Here is a 16884-nt window from a genome sequence, read left to right as displayed (position 1 = left end):
TCAGCCAGCCCCTATACTGGTCAGACCATAACATAAGAAGAATGGAAGCCATGGACGATAAATCTTACCCACATCTATTAGCGCCGCTGGATCTTGGTTTCACTCAGCTGCGTAACCGCGTGCTTATGGGATCGATGCATACCGGACTGGAAGAGTCCCGTGACGGATTCAAGAAAATGGCTGCTTTCTACGCTGCCCGCGCCCGTGGCGGGGTAGGATTGATCGTCACAGGCGGCTTCTCTCCTAACTTCCGTGGTCGGCTGCATCCGCTCAGCGCCGAATTTAGTACTGCCCGTGCAGCACGTGCTCACCGTGTGGTGACGGATGCCGTGCATGACGAAGGCGGAAAAATCGCCCTTCAGCTGCTGCATGCCGGTCGCTATGCGATGCACCCGTTTGCAGTCAGCGCATCCGCAATTAAATCGCCGATATCCAAATACACCCCGACGGAAATGAGCACCCGCCAGATCAAAAAGACCATCGAGGCTTTTGTGAAAAGTGCCGAGCTGGCCAGAGAAGCCGGTTACGACGGCGTCGAGCTGATGGGGTCGGAAGGCTATCTGATTAACCAGTTCATCTGTAAGCGTTCGAATCACCGTTACGATGAGTGGGGCGGCAGCTATGAAAACCGTATCCGCTTCCCGTTGGAGTTGGTAAAAGCGGTGCGCGCCCGGGTTGGCCGTGATTTTATCATCATTTTCCGCCTGTCTATGCTGGATCTGGTTGAGCAGGGCAGTACCAAGGAAGAAGTGGTGCAGCTGGCGAAACTGCTTGAGCAGGCCGGGGTGACTATTCTGAACACCGGGATTGGCTGGCATGAAGCCCGCATCCCCACAATTGCGACTCAGGTGCCGCGTGCGGCGTTTACCTGGGTAACCGAAAAACTGAAATCAGAAGTGTCAATTCCGCTGGTGACCTGTAACCGGATCAACATGCCGGATGTGGCAGAGCAGATTCTGGCGACCAATCAGGCTGATATGGTGTCGATGGCCCGTCCGTTCCTGGCGGATCCGGATTTTGTCCGCAAAGCTGAGGAAAATCGGGCTGAGGATATCAATACCTGCATCGGCTGTAACCAGGCTTGTCTGGACCATATCTTTGTCGGTAAACGGGCAAGTTGTCTGGTTAACCCGCAGGCCTGTTATGAAACCGAGCTGGTGCTGACGCCGAGTGCCAGCCAGCGCAAAATCGCTATTGTTGGTGCCGGTCCGGCGGGGATGGCAACGGCAGTCGCCGCCGCTGAACGCGGTTTTCAGGTGGATCTGTACGAGAAGAATGATTATCTGGGTGGCCAGTTTAATCTGGCGATGCAAATCCCGGGGAAAGAAGAGTTCCGGGAAACGATTCGCTATTTTACCCGCCGTCTGGAGCAAACCGGGGTGAACGTGATTCTTGGTCATGCGGTGCAGGCTGAAGAGCTGCAGGGCTACGACGAAGTGGTGATCGCGACCGGGGTGAAACCTCGTATTCCGGGGATCCCGGGTATCGACAATGAAAAAGTGATCGATTACCAGACACTGATTCGCGACAAAGTGCAGCTAGGCCAGCGTGTGGCCGTGATTGGTGCCGGCGGTATCGGGGTGGATGTGTCTACCATGCTGACTGAGCCAGAGCATCAGGATCTGGATGACTGGCTGAAAGACTGGGGCATTGATAAATCGATTGAGCATGCCGGTGGACTTTACCCGTATTCCGAGTATGTGAGTCAGCGTCAGGTCTGGCTGATGCAACGTCGGCCGGGTAAGGTGGGACGTGGGCCGGGTAAAACAACGGGCTGGATCCATAAAAAAGTGCTCGAAAAACGTGGGGTAGAGCTGCTCAGTGGCGTCAGCTACGACAAAATTGATGAGCAGGGTCTGCACATTACGGTTGAAGGTCAGTCGCGGATACTGGAAGTCGACAACATTGTGTTGTGTGCCGGTCAGACCTCGGTTGAAGAGTTGTCGGAAAAATTGCAGGCGATGAACCTGTCCGTTCATGTGATTGGTGGTGCGGAAGTTGCGGGTGAAGTTGATGCGAAACGGGTGATCCGCCAGGGAGTTGAGCTGGCCGCTAAACTGTGAGCCCGCGCTAAACATGCGACTGGTCAGTGGTATCCACTTTGCCATTATTTAATACACCGGATCGCACGAAGGAACGTCAATCAAGCGGCTCGTTAGTTCGGGCCGCGGTTGATCTTGCGATAAACCACAGTATTGCTCAGGTTTTTGTATCAGGCTTTTGTGGTAATGTACAAAAAAGAACTATTTTCATCATGAGGTTGTTATGGACGCGCTTACGTTACTGTTAAATCGCCGCTCGTTACCTAAGCTGGCTGCACCTGCCCCGCAGGGCGATGCGCTGGACAATATCTTCCGCGCTGGCCTGCGTGCCCCGGATCATGCGGCGTTGACGCCATGGCGTTTCATTGTTTCTGAAGGTGAAGGGCTGCAAAAACTGGCTGACATTCTGGTGGAAGCGGCGAAAGCTGATGGTGCGGAAGAGGCGGTGATCGAAAAGGCATCCAAAGCGCCTTTCCGTGCGCCAATGGTCATCACTGTGGTGGCGAAAGTGACCGAGCATGACAAAGTACCGGTGATTGAACAGCACCTGTCAGCTGGCTGTGCGGTGCAGGCGATGCAAATGGCTGCGGTTGCACAAGGATTTGCGGGCATCTGGCGCACCGGTAGCTGGGCATATCACCCGGTGGTGCGTGAAGCATTGGGTGTGAGCGGCGAGGACTTGATTGCCGGCTTCCTGTATCTGGGAACGGCTGATTGCCGTGACGCCAAAGCGCCTGAGCGTGATTTGTCACAGTTTGTCGAATATCTGTAAGGCCCTGTCAGGCTTTATCGGCAGATTCAAACCGTCGTTATACAAAACGGTACATGAGTACGTAGCACTTAAATCGATACAACTAAAATTACTAGCACCAAAATCACTCGCATCAAAATCTACAGTACCTTAATCAATGTGTACCTAAGTCGGCGGGTACAGAAACCACAAGGGGGAGCCAGCCGGTTCCCCCTTTTTGATCCCAATCGACGTAAGTGTCAGTCTGCCGGCGTAATATATCCGCTCTTCTTTTGACAACATCACGTCTTGTTTTGACAACATCTCTTAGATCGGAGCAACACAATGGAAAAGGTTCGCCTGACTCAATACAGCCACGGCGCAGGCTGCGGCTGCAAAATTTCCCCTCAGGTTCTCGATATGATTTTACGAAGCCAGATGGCGCCCTTTCACGATCCGAATTTACTGGTAGGGAATGAAACCAAAGACGATGCCGCGGTGTATGACCTTGGCAATGGCACTGCGGTCGTCAGCACTACCGATTTCTTCATGCCAATTGTGGATGACCCGTATGATTTTGGCCGGATCGCTGCCACCAATGCGATCAGTGATATTTATGCCATGGGTGGCAAGCCGGTCATGGCGATTGCGATTTTGGGCTGGCCGGTAAATGTGCTTGCGCCGGAAGTGGCGCAACAGGTGGTGGAAGGCGGACGTGCAGCCTGCCGCGAAGCCGGTATTGCGCTGGCTGGCGGTCACTCGATTGATGCGCCGGAGCCCATTTTCGGGTTGGCCGTTACCGGCGTGGTCAGTACCGATCGGGTAAAACGAAACAATCAGGCAGAGGCCGGTTGCCAACTGTATCTGACCAAGCCTTTGGGCATCGGTGTGCTGACCACAGCAGAGAAAAAATCGTTGTTGCTCCCTGAGCATCAGGGACTGGCTCGGGACTGGATGTGTAAGCTGAATACTCCTGGCGCCGACTTTGCGGAGATTGTCGGCGTGAAGGCAATGACCGATGTGACCGGATTTGGCCTGATGGGGCATCTGAACGAAATTTGTGAAGGCAGCGGGCTGAAAGCGGAAGTATGGTTTGATCGCATTCCGCACTTGCCGGGCGTGTTTGACTATATCGAAAAAGGGTGTGTACCGGGTGGCACCCATCGTAACTTCGACAGCTACGGGCACCGTCTGGGTGCAATGAGCCAACAGCAGCAATCGCTGTTGTGTGATCCGCAGACATCGGGCGGCCTTCTGCTGGCAGTGTCACCGGATGCCGAAGGGGACGTGCAGGCTGTGGCGAACAAACACGGTATCTCACTTGAAGCGATTGGCCAACTGCACAATGCTCTTGCCGACGAACGTATCCTGATTGAGATTTGCTGATGGCCCGGAAAAATATTGAAGATTATCGCGAGCTGTTTATCCGCGATATTCCCCTGATGGACATGCGGGCACCGGTGGAGTTTGCTCAGGGTGCATTCCCAGCTTCGGTAAATCATCCCCTGATGACGGACAGCGAGCGTCAGGCGGTCGGGACCTGCTACAAACAGCAAGGGCAAGAGGCTGCGATTGCGCTGGGGCACAAACTGGTTTGCGGAGAAACCAAAGCGGCGCGTGTGGCACAGTGGAAAGCATTCTGTGAGGCCAATCCTCAGGGATACCTATATTGTTTCCGTGGCGGATTGCGATCCAGAATCAGTCAGCAATGGCTTAAGGAGGCCGGGGTTGACTACCCGATGGTGATTGGTGGCTACAAAGCCCTGCGCCGCTTCCTGATTGATACTCTGGAGGACATTGTCATTCAGCCCAAAACCTTGATAGGGGGAAATACGGGCTGCGGTAAAACCCAGATGCTTACTGAGTTAGCCAATGGTATTGATCTCGAAGGGGCGGCGAATCACCGTGGTTCGTCCTTCGGGCGCTATGTGAGTGGACAACGGACCCAGATTGCGTTTGAAAACACGCTTGCTGTCGACATGCTCAAAAAGCAGGCCGCGGGGCACTCGCATCTGGTGTACGAAGACGAAGGACGGATCATCGGCTCGGTCAGTCTGCCGTTACCCTTGCTCAAGACCATGCAGCAGGCACCGATTGCTTTGGTGGACGACCCGGTTGATGTTCGTCTGGAGCGATTGCTGGCTGATTATGTGGTACGGATGCAGCAGGATTTTTGTCTGGCCTATGGCGATGACGCCGGTTGGCAGCAGTTTGCAGCCTATCTGGCGCAGGGGTTGTTTGCTATTCGCAAACGGCTGGGTTACCAGCGGTATGAAAACTTGCTGGCGGTGCAGCAACTGGCTATTCACCGAATGCAGGTGGACGGTACGTTGGATGGGCACTACGACTGGTTACACCCTTTGCTCAGTGAGTATTACGATCCTATGTATGCCTATCAGCTGAGCAAGAAAGCCGACCGGGTTGTGTTCCGTGGCCGCTACGTTGAAGTGCGTGACTGGCTGCGCGACACAACAGTGAAATAGTTCATCCATACTCGCACTATACTCGTATCCCTAACACCCTATCCTCAGTTTCCCGGAGAGATTACGCATCGTCCTTACTCTCTTCGGGCTTTACTGTGTTTATATCCAGTCAATTCTTGTCGTATCCGTGGAATTTGCATATAGTGCAGAACATTACGCACAGCCAATAATAAACAGCAGTTAATCATGTCTCGTCTTTATATCGCCGAAAAACCCAGCCTGGGCAGAGCCATTGCGGCCGTGTTGCCGCGCCCGCATAAAAACCATGACGGTTACATCGAAGTGGGCAACGGCGACCGGGTTACCTGGTGTATCGGCCATTTACTGGAGCAGGTCGAGCCGGATGCGTATGACGACAGGTATAAAAAATGGAATATGGCCGATTTACCGATTGTACCGGAGCAGTGGCAGCTGACGCCGCGAAAATCCGCCAGCAAGCAGCTTTCTGTCGTCAGAAAACTGTGTAAGCAGGCGACGGAAGTGGTGCATGCCGGAGACCCCGATCGCGAAGGGCAACTGCTGGTTGATGAGGTGATTGATTACGTCAAGCTGGCCGAAAGCAAAAAAGCGGCGATGCAGCGTCTGCTGATTTCTGACCTTAACCCATCAGCGGTAAAACGTGCGCTCAGTAAAATGCGCAGTAACCGGGATTTCATTCCGCTGTCGGTTTCGGCATTGGCCCGCTCCCGGGCAGACTGGCTATACGGGATGAACATGACCCGGGCATACACATTGCTGGGCCAGAAAGGCGGCTACCGCGGGGTACTGTCTGTTGGCCGGGTGCAAACGCCGGTGCTGGGGCTGGTTACGCGCCGTGATGATGAAATAGCCAACTTTGTGCCTAAGCCTTTTTACGAGCTGTTTGCACTGATTCCTTACCAGGATATGGAGATCCGCGCTCGCTGGAAACCGAGTGATGCTTGTCTGCCCTGGCAGGATGAGGACGGGCGGATCCTCAACCGCAAGCTGTGTGAGAACGTGGTCAGCCGGATTAAAGGCCAACCGGCAGAAGTGACGGAGTCAGAACGCAAAGAAAGCCGTCAGGCCGCACCCTTGCCGTATTCTCTGTCGGCGTTGCAGATTGATGCTGCCAGACGGTTTGGCATGAGCGCGGCTGATGTGCTGGCCACCTGCCAGTCATTGTATGAAAAGCACAAAGTTATTACTTACCCGCGTTCAGACTGCCGCTATTTGCCGCAGGAGCACTTTCGTCAGGCTGACAATGTTTGCCGCGCGATAGGTAGCACTGATGCCAGCTTATCTGCTGCTGTAGAAGGGGCTGATACCAGCCTGAAGTCAAAAGCGTGGAACGATAAGAAAGTGGATGCTCACCATGCGATCATCCCGACGCCGAAAGCCGTCAATGCCGCCAGCCTGAGCGGAGCCGAGCAGAAAGTCTATCAGCTGATTGCCCGTCAGTACCTGATGCAGTTTTATCCGGCTGCCATCTACAGTGAGGCGAAGTTAGTCTTTACTATTGCTGGTGGCATTTTTATCGCACGGGGACGGCAGTTGATGTCTGCCGGATGGCGCCAACTGATGGGGCGTAATGAAGAATCGTCGTCTGATAACAGCACGGATCTGGCTGATAAGGTGCCGCCACTGGAAAAAGGGACGGTGCTAACCTGCCGGGACGGTGAAATTCTCGACAAGATGACCGAGCCACCGAAGCCGTTTACCGAAGCGACGTTGCTGCAAGCGATGACCGGGATTGCGCGGTTTGTCTCGGATCAGTCCCTGAAGAAAATTCTGCGGGATACCGATGGTCTGGGCACAGAGGCGACCCGGGCGGGCATTCTCGATATTCTGTTCAAACGGCAGTTGCTGGTGCGGCAGGGCAAGAGTATTCATGCCACTGAGGCCGGGCGAGGGCTGATTTATGCCTTGCCGGACGAGGCGACCTATCCGGACATGACGGCACACTGGGAACACCAGTTGCAGGACATGGCCGAGAAAAAATGTGCGTACCGGCCATTTATGGAGGCGCTGGAAATACAGGTCTCACGGCTGATGGAGCGGGTGAAAACCAGTGAAGTGCCACAGAGTTTGCGGGATCTCAAATCACCGGAACCGAGTAAAGGGAAAAAGCGGCGTTTCAGTCGAAAACCGTCATCCGGGGCTACCGGTCGCGCTTCGGCTAAAGGCGGCAGTCAACGCCCTCGAGCAAAAAAACAGGCATAAGGTGTAGAGAGTCAGCCTGAAACGACTGGCAGGCAACAGTATGGCCTCAGGAGTAAAGCTCAAAAGTATGATTCCGGAGCATGGCTCAGGCGACAAAGAGCTGGTTCCGGCCTTTTGATTTAGCTTCATATAGTGCCAGGTCGGCCTGTTTGAAAAAGTCTCCGGGGGTGCGGCAGCTGGATGGAATAATGGTGCTGACACCGATACTGATGGTCACAATATCCGGGGCACTGTCTGCCCCGTTTTCTCGTGGAAGCTGCAGAGCCTGTACGGCGTACAGCGCGCGTTTAGCCGCATAACGTGCTGCTTGCTGATCTTGTCCCGGCAGCAGCAAGACAAACTCCTCCCCGCCATAGCGGGCAAATAATGCCCCAGCCCGACGTTCCAGAGAAGATAATGCTTTCGCCAGCGTTTTCAGACAGTGATCACCGGCGGCATGGCCATAGCTATCGTTGTAGTGTTTGAAATGGTCGACATCCATAATCAGCAAGGAGAGCGGGAGCTGGTGCCGCTCTGCCCGGCGCCATTCTTCAGCAAACATTTCATCAAAGACTCGCCGGTTTGCCACCTCGGTCAGCGGATCCTGACGTGAAATTTTCTCCAGCTTTTCATTGGCCTGCAGCAAAGCCTGGGTGCGTTCGGAAACCCGTTGCTCCAGCTCGGTGTTGAGCCGGATCAGTTGTTCTTCGGCGCGTCGGCGAACCAGATGCTGTGAAACGATGAAACCGAATTGTTTAAGAATTTGCCGATGATAATCCCGCAGTGGCATGCCGCTCAGCAGATTATCACAGGCGATCCAGCCGATAGGGGTATCTTCATCCCACAGTGATACGTAGGCGCTCCAGCCAAACCCGACCTGTTTCAGGTCATGGTATAGCGGAGTATTTTCTTCAATCGCCAGATACTCCTTCTGCTCCAGCGTCAAAGTGGCAAACCACATATCCGGAATGGCCGACTCAAAATAGTGCTCATCAACGGTATTGCCTTGCAAATCGGTTCCATAGGTGCCCTGCATCCGTTCGCCTTCCTCAAACAGAAATATGGCCATCCGGTCGATGTCGAGGTGCTTTTTGGCTTCATCCACTGCAGTAAACAACATGTGGTCCATGGAATGGGCCCGCCACAGCTGGAAGGATATATCGTGCAGCGTCTGGAGCTGCTGCTGTAAGTGTCGTTGCTCCTGCAAACTGATTTTCAGTTCGCGCTCGGCACTGCGTCGTCCGATGTGTTCATCCTGAATGGATGCATTGAGCAGGAAGGCGTCGAGCTCAGCAGCCAGCAGGGTACTGAGCTGAAGGAAGTCGTCCTCTTGTAGCTGCCGGGTGGCTGCATTGTCCGGTAAGTCGACTGTCAGGCAGCCAATACCAATACCCCGTCGCACGAGCGGCAGCAATAGCCTGATTTTCGGAGTATGGCTGACTACAGAGCGGGGAACATGCGGTTCCGGATTTAGCTCGATATCGTGAAGCAGAGCCGGTCTGTGTTGGCGTACCGCCTTGTGCATTTGGTGAAAAGGGACGTCGGAATGCTCTGGGAAGACCAGTGGCGGAAGATGAAACTGGATACCCGCTTCGGTCATGTCCAGCATGATTTTCCAGTGGGATTTATACGCGACCGCCAGCGTTATTTTTTCTACCCCAAATACCAGCGCAAAGTGACGACAGGTCAGCTCGCAAAGCGTACGGAAGCCGTGCGCCTTACTCCAATGGTTGAGCAGAGGTTGATAAAACTGTGTGAGAAGTGCGTTTTGAGCCAAGGTCTGTACCCTTAACATCCTAGCTGAAGACTATTGTGACGGTTTATGCCAACGAAATGGGGTACTAATAGCGCAAAATACTCTGGCCGTATCCAGCGGCAAGCAGAATTGCGAGTCACTCCGCATGAAAGGTGCAATACCAGCCCTGTATTGATTGAATTCTCGACACAGGTTATTGATCGGCCATGTTTTATTGGTGGCTGCTTTTTACACCAGACCTACCAGGGCAGGTATTGCCCCTGATAATCAATGAACTGACCTGAATCTTCTGGTTGGAGGCGATCCAGAACCTGTTTCAGCCCCTTGGCGGAAGTGCCTGCATCAATCAGGGCATTTGGCCCGCCCATCTCCGTTTGTACCCAACCCGGATGCAGCGCAATGCAGCGAATGCCTTCGCTGAACAAATCGTTGGACAGGCTTTTGACCACAGAATTGAGTGCGGCTTTTGAAGAGCGGTAAATGTACCCGCCGCCACTGGTATTTTCCGTCATGCTACCGACTTTGGAGGACATGCAGGCAATGATACCGGGGTTGCCTTGTTTCAGTTGCGGGTAAAAGGCTTCAGCCATTTTTAACGGTGCAATCGTATTAATTTCTAATACTTTGCGCCATTCATCGGCATCGGTGTTACCAAAGCCGTATCCCTTGGGACCGTAATAACCGGCGTTGTTGATCAATAAATCCAGTGTGATACCCGACAGGCTCCGGCTCAGAGACTGGATAGCCGCGTGATCGGTAACATCCAGTTCCAGCAGAGTCAGGTGTGGATGTGTTTGCTGCAGCGCTTGTAACTCCGGCGCCGCTGAGATATCCCGGCAACTGGCATAAACCTGCCAGCCGTTATGCAGATATTCTCGGGTCAGTGCCAGACCAACTCCCCGGTTCGCACCGGTAATCAGCAGGGTAGGTGTCATAGTGTTACTCTCGATAAAAACAGGGACGCGTATGGTTCATGATAGCGAAACTGACCGCTGATCGCGAAGCGCTGCAGCTTCATCCGGTTCAGGGTAAACCGTCAGGTTTGACTCTAATGGCGAAGCGCAAGATGCAGGGGAGTCCAACTGTATTGCTGAATTCTTTGTTGCGGCAGGGAATCTGGGGTGGCTTAGCTGGATATGGATGAGCGTTGGATGAGTATTGAGGCAGAGTATTAATGTTAAGACATCGGGGATGGGAGTGACTGGCTAAATTTTACGTGTTCACTTTCATATTCTTGTTGTTAATCTTGTTAGGGTCAGGATGATGTTGAAGACGTATCTTGCGCTAATGGTGGGAGCGGTTCTGGTGATCGGTTGCGCAGACACCCGACACGAAAGGCTGCTCGAACTGGGCTTCACCCGGGATTATCTGGACGGCTACCAAGACGGGTGCAGTAGCCGTACGACTGAAGCCAAAACCCGGCTTGACGGTTTTCTTCAGGATGCCGAGCGGATGAAGCGAGAGCCGAAATATGCCAACGGCTGGAACGATGGCTACGATCAGTGCTATGCCGACAACCGGGATTATTATTAGCATCTGATTATTATTAGCATCTGAAGGCACATTATTTACGACCACAGCAGGAGGTCGGTGTATACAAGGTGATAGTGCCTAAAATAGTGCCTAAATAAAAAAGCTTCTCTCTACTTAGGGTTATGCGGAGAGTGGTGATGCTTTCTGTATACCATTTTGTCGCGTACTAAAAAGGCAGCCTGTTGTGAAGGCTGCCTTTTGTCTGTGTGAGCTTGTTTGTGCCAACGGCTTCAGGTCATCTTTGCCAGGCTAATCGTTGTACCTTAGCCAGCATCACTGCTGTTGGGTTGAGCGTAGGCACTTATCTGAGTCGCTCAGAGCGAGACGCTTTCTAATCTTCGTTTTGGTTAAAGCGTTTCAACTCATGCATGGCCTGCATCAGCGTCGACAATTTCGGTTTTGCTGATTCCATGCGTTTATAGTCTTCGTTGTAAACACGGTAGTTACCGTATTTATCAACCACTGTCGTTGTCTGCGGCTGAATCATGACAATGTCATCCTCATTACCAGCCAGAATCCAACGGCGTTTAGACGATGAAGTAAACAGGTTCACACCACTGCTGTAGGTTGATGCCGGAGTGGCGGCGCTCAACATGGATTCCATCAGCGTCGGGACTACGTCCAAATGGCTGGTAAGACGGTTTGTTACAGAAGCAACGCTGCCTGGCCAGTGAATGATCATCGGAACTTTCAGCTGATACTGGCTGTAGTTGCTGTCAGCGCCCCAGCTGTTGGTGCCGGTTTCATTGAACTCGGTACCGTGGTTTGCCGTGATCAGAACAATGGTGTTGTCCATCATGTTGTTTTCAACCAGTTGATCGAAAATAGCAATCAGCTGTTCATCAACATGGTAGGCGGCATTGCGGTAACTGTTTTTCAGGATTCGGGTGGTGTCTTTGCTGTTGACGGAACCTGTACCAATCGCCGGTTCAAATTTTTGTGCGTAGTCGCCGCCTTCTTCAAAGCGCTCTACTGCCGTCAGCTCAATAAAGCTGAACCATGGCTGTTTGTCTTCGGCACCGGCTTTCAGCCAGTTTGTCCACTCGGCAATGGCGCGTTGGTCACTGTGTTCATCTTTGTCTGCGTCAGGCAGTTGCTGACCGAAGAAAATAGCGTCGCGATAGAGAGGGTTATCATTCAGGCCGGCACCACTGAAGATCCCAAATTTGTAACCGCGTTTTTGCAGGGTATCCAGCACCAGCGGCGGGGTATTCGCCGAGCGAATGCTGTTGATGTAGCTGCTTGGCAGGCCATAAAACAGACCAAACAACCCGGATGTGTCGTCATTACTGCTGCTGTAATGATTGCTGTATTGCAGGTTCTGGCGCGCAAACGCCGTCAGGTACGGCATGGTCTCGCTGTCAACCATATCACTGCGCAAACCGTCTACCATGATCACCAGCAGATTCTGGCCGGTCCCCGGATCACCGAAAGTCAGTTTTTCAAGCGGATAGCGGATCTGCTCGCTGCTTTCGATGCCTTGGGCGTTCAGTTTTTTGGTGTATTCCTGACGATCAAGCAGGCCGTGTTTTTCCATAAAGGATTTTGCGGTCATCGGGTATGACAGCGGGAAATTAGAGCGCTGGACCGTGATCGGGCGATACAGTTTGGCATCGGCCCAGATATACATCAGGTGGCTGCTGACAAAGCAGATCCCGAATACCATCGCAATCGGCACACCCACGTGCTTGCGAGTCAGTTTTCTTAACTTGCGCCACAGCCACTCTGACAGGATCAGCTGTAACAGGAAAATTACCGGTACGGTAATAAACAGGTACTGCCAACGGGCATTGAGTTCAGTTCTTTCTCCACTCAACAGCAAGTCCCACACCAGTGGACTCAGGTGCAGATCCAGCGATTCGTACGCATGGGTATCGAGTAACAGCGCGGTCAGCCCGATGGTACCGACCAGCACGGCAAACAGCCGCATCAGACGCTGAGACGGGATCAGAAAACTGGCTGGAAAGAGGATGAGGATGTAGAACCCAAAAACAAGAAAGCCAAAATGGCCTACCCAGCTGAAAGCCAGGTAGAGCTGTCCAAACAGGGTGTCTGGCCACTCAGAATGGACAATATATCGCGTACCAAGAAGCATGGCAGCGATGATATTGAAAAAACTGAACCAGTGTCCCCAGCTGATAAGCTGAGAGACTTTCTCTTTGTAATTGTTACCGCTAGAGACCATAGATGTCAGTGTTTCCCACTCTTCGTTATGCCGTGACGCAAGCCAACAAGATTAGTCTTCTTTGATAGAGGATTGCAGCGCCTGAGCGAATTTTTCTGCAATGGCCTTCCTTTGCGATGACGGAACGTCCGCATTGATGATGTTGGTCGCGATATTGCCCACAATCATCAGTGCCAGTTCTGCCGAAGCATCATGCTTCTCAAGTACATCGAACATATCATCAATGATTTGTTCAACTTTTTTATTGCTGTATTTTGAAGTAATTGGCATAGGAAGTCTTGTTTAATCTTATTTAATGTTAAAGAAAGCGACTTATAATACCCTACACTTTACATTTACTGAAATTTTTCCATTATGAGCCTTACCCTTTCAAACGTCATTCTGCACCAGCTGGTTAAGAATGGTCAGGATGAGCTTGAAGTTCATCTTCGAAAACAAACGCTTGAAAACTCAGCGTCAACTGAAGATCTAGTGGCAGAGCTGCACCGTGTGTACAGCAGCAAGGGAGCCAAGGGCTTCGGTCACTTCGCTGATGACAGTGAGTTCGGCCACTGGCTGAAACAGGTCCGCCGCGGTGAGCTGGATTTTCTCGGTTTTTCCAATCAGGCAGCACAGCGTCTGCATACGGAGCTGGCGAAATACCCGTTTGCTGATGTTGGCACGTTGGTGATCGCTGAATACCAGTCGCTAGCAACGGATTACTTGTTCATTGGCCTGTTGCCAACCTGCCATAGCATGAAAGTGACCGAGCAACTGGATATCAGTGCCACTGATTACCTGGATGTGGCCAAAATGGACATTGCCGCGCGCATTGACCTTTCCACAATGGAAACGGATGCAGAATCTAATCGCTATCTGACCTTCATCAAGGGGCGGGTAGGCCGTAAGATTGCAGATTTCTTCCTGGACTTTATGCAGGCAGAAGTGGGGCTGGATGTGAAAACCCAGAATCAGGTTCTGATGCAGGCGGTGGAAGATTTCTGTGCAGACTCGCGTCTGGACAAGGAAGAAAAGCAGCAGTATCGCAAGCAGGTTTATGATTACTGCAACAGCCAGCTGCAAAGCGGTGATGAAGTGACGGTGAAAGAGCTGGCGGCTGAATTGCCACCGGCCGAAGACGGCACAGATTTTTACCAGTTTACGTCACAGCAGGGTTATGAGCTGGAAGAAAGCTTCCCGGCAGACCGCACGGCGATGCGCAAATTGACCAAGTTTGTGGGTTCCGGCGGCGGCCTGACCATCAATTTTGACAGCATGTTGCTGGGTGAGCGGGTTTTTTACGATGCTGACACTGACACGCTGACCATTAAGGGCATCCCGCCTAACCTCAAAGATCAGCTGCAACGTCGCCTGAACGCTGACGACTGATTCCTCGCAAAGCCCGCTGCCTTCTGGTGACGGGCTTTTTACTGCCAGCCCAGTCACTGTTTGCTTTTCCTGAGTTGTTCTCTTTTGACTTTATTGCCTAAAGTAGATGTATAGATTTTTAGATTCGTATGACCTGTAAAACAGGACAGGTGGCGGCCGTCCGAACGGTCTGCCATGAACGAACCTCGGCGGCAGGGAAGGAGACAGCATGATGGTGAAAGATTGGCATTCTCGGCAAGCAGGTAAAATCACACTGGTGGTTGCCGTAATTGGATGTGCTTTGGTGGCACTTATCGGGCTCTATCTTGGTGTTGTCTCACAGGCTGATTGGGGCTATGCGGCAGCGGTCGTGGGGATCATGGCTGCGGTCAGCGTCGTCGGGCTGTTAAGACAGCAGCGTGAGCCTGAATGTGACACTGATACCATGTCGCCACGGGTGACCCCGGCCGATGACATTAACCTCAATTCAGATGTCTTGACCGGCGGTGCAAAACCGCAGGCAGTACTGGACTTGAGTTATTTAATGGACCGAATGGATCATGATATTGGCTCAGTGGTACTGCTGCTCGAAATTTTTCTGACTGATCATGCCGAAGACGGCAACAACATTTTGCGGGCTGTGCGACAGCAAGATTATCTGACCGCCGGCAAATTAGCAGAGGCGCTGAGGGAGGTTTCTGCCAGCCTGGGGGCCGGTGAGCTCAGTGATCAGGCTGGAAAAATCGCCGGACGGCTTAACCAGCCCGGTTTTCTTTCTGAATACGTGGTCTCAGAAGCAGATTGCCGCCAGCTGCAGGTTGCGTTGGAAGATGTGGTGCTCGTGGCTACCGATGTAGTGAAACATCATGTTGGTTCTGGTGATACGCCTGCTGTGGAACCTGATACCGATAACGCCAGAGCAGAACCATTTATCGGAGAGGTAAACGATGTGAAGGCGGCAGAGGCGCTTGTTTCATCGGCAACCGTAACCACATCCGCACTATCCCCAGAATCAACCGCTCCAGCCGCTTCGTTAGACAGGTTGCAAGCAACCAATAGACAAGCTGTCAAAAATCAGGCTAACGCACTTCCGGCGGCAGAAATTGATGTGCGGTTTCTGATGCAATCGCTCGACAATGATGTCAGCGCTGTGCAGATGCTGGTTGAGCTGTTTATCGAAGAGCATGCCGGTGACGCGGCGGCTCTGACTGCGATGGTACGCCGGGGGGGACAGACCGAAGAAGCGCAGCGTCTGGTGCATACCTTGAAAGGGGTTGCCGGCAGTTTGGGAGCTCGGGCTTTGAAAGAGGTCGCGGCACACATTGAAGCTCAGTACAAACATCAGCAGCCGGTCACGCTGGATGATTGTAACGCGCTGTCCCGGGTGTTGAACGATACCATGGACAGTGCGCGGCGCTATACAGTAGATGTGTTTGAAGGGGCGTAGCAAGCGAAGTCATGCGGTCAACAGACAATTCGGATGCGCCGATAACAAGGTAAGCGAAAAAGTGTGATATTTCGCACGGTTGATCTGGATCAGAGGAATCTTCAAACGGCGGTGGATAATACCGCCGTTATGAATATTCAATCCAACGAACCGGTTCGACAGCAGCGTGAACTGGACATCACTAAGGCGATGATAAGGCTTTATTGTAAAACGCTGCATCGGGGGGCGATTGTTTGTCCCGAATGTGAAGGGCTGATTGACTATGTTGAAAAGCGCATCGCCAGTTGCCGGTTAGGGGAAGCCAAACCGAATTGCCTGGTGTGTGAAACGCCCTGTTATCAACCTGCCAAAAGATTGCACTTTGTTCATGTCTTACGCTGGTCAATGCGCAAATTTGCCTGGCGACAGCCAATCAAAGCGCTGAAGTTTAAGATCGACTGTCTCCGACGTTGTGAGACGGAATCCTCGTCTTCGGTGTCTTCCTGAATTTATTCTCTATGGTTCAACATGACAAAGGGCCGCCTGCTGGCAGCCCTTTGTCTTCGTTTCCGTTGTTATTTTCAGCTTAGCTTGGTGCCACTTCGGAGAAATGTCATGTTTGACCACCTGCACGTACTGGCTAGCCGGGGGGGCTGTTACTAGAATTACAACCTACAGACCAAGGCTCGCCAGCCAGGTTGCGACGCGATCTTCGGTCAGTTCCGGCTGACGATCTTCATCCAGTGCCAGCCCGATGAACCGACCATCCCGAAATGCGCGGGAGTCATTGAACTGATAACCTTCTGCGGGCCATTGGCCAATCAGCTCGCCGCCAGCCTGCATGACCAGATCGGCCAGATCGCCCATGGCATCCAGATAACTGTCCGGGTAATCAATTTGATCGCCAAGACCAAACAAAGCGACTTTTTTTCCCGTTAAATCGGCTTCTTCCAGCTCCGGGACAAAGTAATCCCAGTCCGGCTGCATTTCGCCGTAGTTAGCCGTCGGAGTGCCGAGAATCAGTAGATCATACGCATCAAATATGTCGTGACTGAGACCGGCAATGTCCTGCGCTTCAAGGCCAAGACGGCTGGCGATCATCACTGCCACTTTTTCTGTGTTACCGGTATCGCTGCCGAAGAAAATTCCAACGTTAGCCATGTGTGTCTCCTGTTGCTTTTGCCAGAGTCGTGACTCTGGCAGACATTGGTATTCAAGTGTT

15 protein-coding genes are annotated in these 16884 nt (G+C 52.6%); 10 read left to right on the top strand and 5 right to left on the bottom strand.

Annotation, left to right across the window (positions count from 1 at the left end; all coding sequences use genetic code 11):
• The first annotated feature begins 50 nt into the window (after positions 1-50).
• The 5 genes from C9I92_RS03115 to C9I92_RS03095 all read left to right on the top strand — a co-directional run bounded on the left by C9I92_RS03115 (position 51) and on the right by C9I92_RS03095 (position 7436).
• Entirely contained in the window at positions 51-2063 is a 2013-nt protein-coding gene (locus C9I92_RS03115) for an NADPH-dependent 2,4-dienoyl-CoA reductase (RefSeq protein ID WP_047884211.1), read from the top strand.
• Positions 2064-2265: 202 nt separating this feature from the next.
• On the top strand, positions 2266-2814 hold the full coding sequence (locus C9I92_RS03110; RefSeq protein ID WP_047884016.1) for an NAD(P)H nitroreductase: 549 nt from the start codon (positions 2266-2268) through the stop codon (positions 2812-2814).
• 303 nt (positions 2815-3117) lie between these two features.
• Positions 3118-4158 (top strand): selenide, water dikinase SelD, encoded by a 1041-nt coding sequence (gene selD / locus C9I92_RS03105; protein WP_047884017.1) that lies wholly within the window; start codon positions 3118-3120, stop codon positions 4156-4158.
• Positions 4158-5255, top strand: a complete 1098-nt coding sequence (gene mnmH / locus C9I92_RS03100) for a tRNA 2-selenouridine(34) synthase MnmH (RefSeq protein ID WP_047884018.1) — start codon at positions 4158-4160, stop codon at positions 5253-5255. Before selD ends, mnmH begins: the two co-directional genes overlap by 1 nt.
• A 186-nt stretch (positions 5256-5441) precedes the next feature.
• The gene (locus C9I92_RS03095) at positions 5442-7436 is read left to right on the top strand and encodes a DNA topoisomerase III (protein WP_047884019.1); all 1995 of its coding nucleotides are present in this window, start codon (positions 5442-5444) and stop codon (positions 7434-7436) included.
• Between the two features lie 85 nt (positions 7437-7521).
• Here C9I92_RS03095 and C9I92_RS03090 read toward each other — a convergent pair whose 3' ends face one another.
• Both C9I92_RS03090 and C9I92_RS03085 read right to left on the bottom strand, forming a co-directional pair.
• Positions 7522-9192 carry a GGDEF domain-containing protein gene (locus C9I92_RS03090; RefSeq protein ID WP_047884020.1) on the bottom strand — a complete coding sequence of 557 codons (1671 nt, stop codon included), beginning with the start codon at positions 9190-9192 and terminating at the stop codon, positions 7522-7524.
• A 218-nt stretch (positions 9193-9410) separates the two neighbouring features.
• The gene (locus C9I92_RS03085) at positions 9411-10106 is read right to left on the bottom strand and encodes an SDR family oxidoreductase (RefSeq protein ID WP_047884021.1); all 696 of its coding nucleotides are present in this window, start codon (positions 10104-10106) and stop codon (positions 9411-9413) included.
• 38 nt (positions 10107-10144) lie between these two features.
• Between C9I92_RS03085 and C9I92_RS25360 the strand changes: the two genes are divergently transcribed.
• Positions 10145-10315 carry a hypothetical protein gene (locus C9I92_RS25360; RefSeq protein WP_170108371.1) on the top strand — a complete coding sequence of 57 codons (171 nt, stop codon included), beginning with the start codon at positions 10145-10147 and terminating at the stop codon, positions 10313-10315.
• A gap of 119 nt (positions 10316-10434) precedes the next feature.
• Positions 10435-10704, top strand: a complete 270-nt coding sequence (locus C9I92_RS03080; RefSeq protein ID WP_249037520.1) for a hypothetical protein — start codon at positions 10435-10437, stop codon at positions 10702-10704.
• Positions 10705-11035: 331 nt separating this feature from the next.
• Here C9I92_RS03080 and C9I92_RS03075 read toward each other — a convergent pair whose 3' ends face one another.
• Positions 11036-12889 carry a DUF3413 domain-containing protein gene (locus C9I92_RS03075; protein WP_047884023.1) on the bottom strand — a complete coding sequence of 618 codons (1854 nt, stop codon included), beginning with the start codon at positions 12887-12889 and terminating at the stop codon, positions 11036-11038.
• A 51-nt stretch (positions 12890-12940) separates the two neighbouring features.
• Positions 12941-13159, bottom strand: a complete 219-nt coding sequence (locus C9I92_RS03070) for a YejL family protein (RefSeq protein ID WP_047884024.1) — start codon at positions 13157-13159, stop codon at positions 12941-12943.
• 84 nt (positions 13160-13243) lie between these two features.
• Between C9I92_RS03070 and yejK the strand changes: the two genes are divergently transcribed.
• From yejK to C9I92_RS03055, 3 genes are all read left to right on the top strand, one after another.
• Complete coding sequence (gene yejK, locus C9I92_RS03065; RefSeq protein ID WP_047884025.1) at positions 13244-14257, top strand: nucleoid-associated protein YejK; 1014 nt, start codon at positions 13244-13246, stop codon at positions 14255-14257.
• Positions 14258-14465: 208 nt separating this feature from the next.
• On the top strand, positions 14466-15683 hold the full coding sequence (locus tag C9I92_RS03060; RefSeq protein WP_047884026.1) for an Hpt domain-containing protein: 1218 nt from the start codon (positions 14466-14468) through the stop codon (positions 15681-15683).
• A gap of 129 nt (positions 15684-15812) precedes the next feature.
• Complete coding sequence (locus C9I92_RS03055) at positions 15813-16169, top strand: nitrous oxide-stimulated promoter family protein (protein ID WP_047884027.1); 357 nt, start codon at positions 15813-15815, stop codon at positions 16167-16169.
• A 165-nt stretch (positions 16170-16334) separates the two neighbouring features.
• Here C9I92_RS03055 and fldA read toward each other — a convergent pair whose 3' ends face one another.
• A complete protein-coding gene (gene fldA, locus C9I92_RS03050) occupies positions 16335-16823 on the bottom strand; it encodes a flavodoxin FldA (RefSeq protein WP_047884028.1) in 489 nt (162 codons plus the stop codon).
• Positions 16824-16884: the final 61 nt, after the last annotated feature.

The sequence above is a fragment of the Photobacterium ganghwense genome (assembly GCF_003025595.1).
GTDB classification, from domain to species: Bacteria; Pseudomonadota; Gammaproteobacteria; order Enterobacterales; family Vibrionaceae; genus Photobacterium; species Photobacterium ganghwense.
The sequence above is the reverse complement of the archived record's forward strand: the minus strand, read 5'-3'. Positions and strand labels throughout refer to the sequence as shown.

Coding starts and splice junctions, on each gene's coding strand:
- C9I92_RS03110 (WP_047884016.1), top strand. CDS start 2,266: ATGGACGCGCTTACGTTACTGTTAAATCGCCGCTCGTTACCTAAGCTG.
- selD (WP_047884017.1), top strand. CDS start 3,118: ATGGAAAAGGTTCGCCTGACTCAATACAGCCACGGCGCAGGCTGCGGC.
- C9I92_RS03080 (WP_249037520.1), top strand. CDS start 10,435: ATGTTGAAGACGTATCTTGCGCTAATGGTGGGAGCGGTTCTGGTGATC.
- fldA (WP_047884028.1), bottom strand. CDS start 16,823: ATGGCTAACGTTGGAATTTTCTTCGGCAGCGATACCGGTAACACAGAA.
- C9I92_RS03060 (WP_047884026.1), top strand. CDS start 14,466: ATGATGGTGAAAGATTGGCATTCTCGGCAAGCAGGTAAAATCACACTG.
- mnmH (WP_047884018.1), top strand. CDS start 4,158: ATGGCCCGGAAAAATATTGAAGATTATCGCGAGCTGTTTATCCGCGAT.
- yejK (WP_047884025.1), top strand. CDS start 13,244: ATGAGCCTTACCCTTTCAAACGTCATTCTGCACCAGCTGGTTAAGAAT.
- C9I92_RS03070 (WP_047884024.1), bottom strand. CDS start 13,159: ATGCCAATTACTTCAAAATACAGCAATAAAAAAGTTGAACAAATCATT.
- C9I92_RS03075 (WP_047884023.1), bottom strand. CDS start 12,889: ATGGTCTCTAGCGGTAACAATTACAAAGAGAAAGTCTCTCAGCTTATC.
- C9I92_RS03095 (WP_047884019.1), top strand. CDS start 5,442: ATGTCTCGTCTTTATATCGCCGAAAAACCCAGCCTGGGCAGAGCCATT.
- C9I92_RS03055 (WP_047884027.1), top strand. CDS start 15,813: ATGAATATTCAATCCAACGAACCGGTTCGACAGCAGCGTGAACTGGAC.
- C9I92_RS25360 (WP_170108371.1), top strand. CDS start 10,145: ATGATAGCGAAACTGACCGCTGATCGCGAAGCGCTGCAGCTTCATCCG.
- C9I92_RS03115 (WP_047884211.1), top strand. CDS start 51: ATGGACGATAAATCTTACCCACATCTATTAGCGCCGCTGGATCTTGGT.
- C9I92_RS03085 (WP_047884021.1), bottom strand. CDS start 10,106: ATGACACCTACCCTGCTGATTACCGGTGCGAACCGGGGAGTTGGTCTG.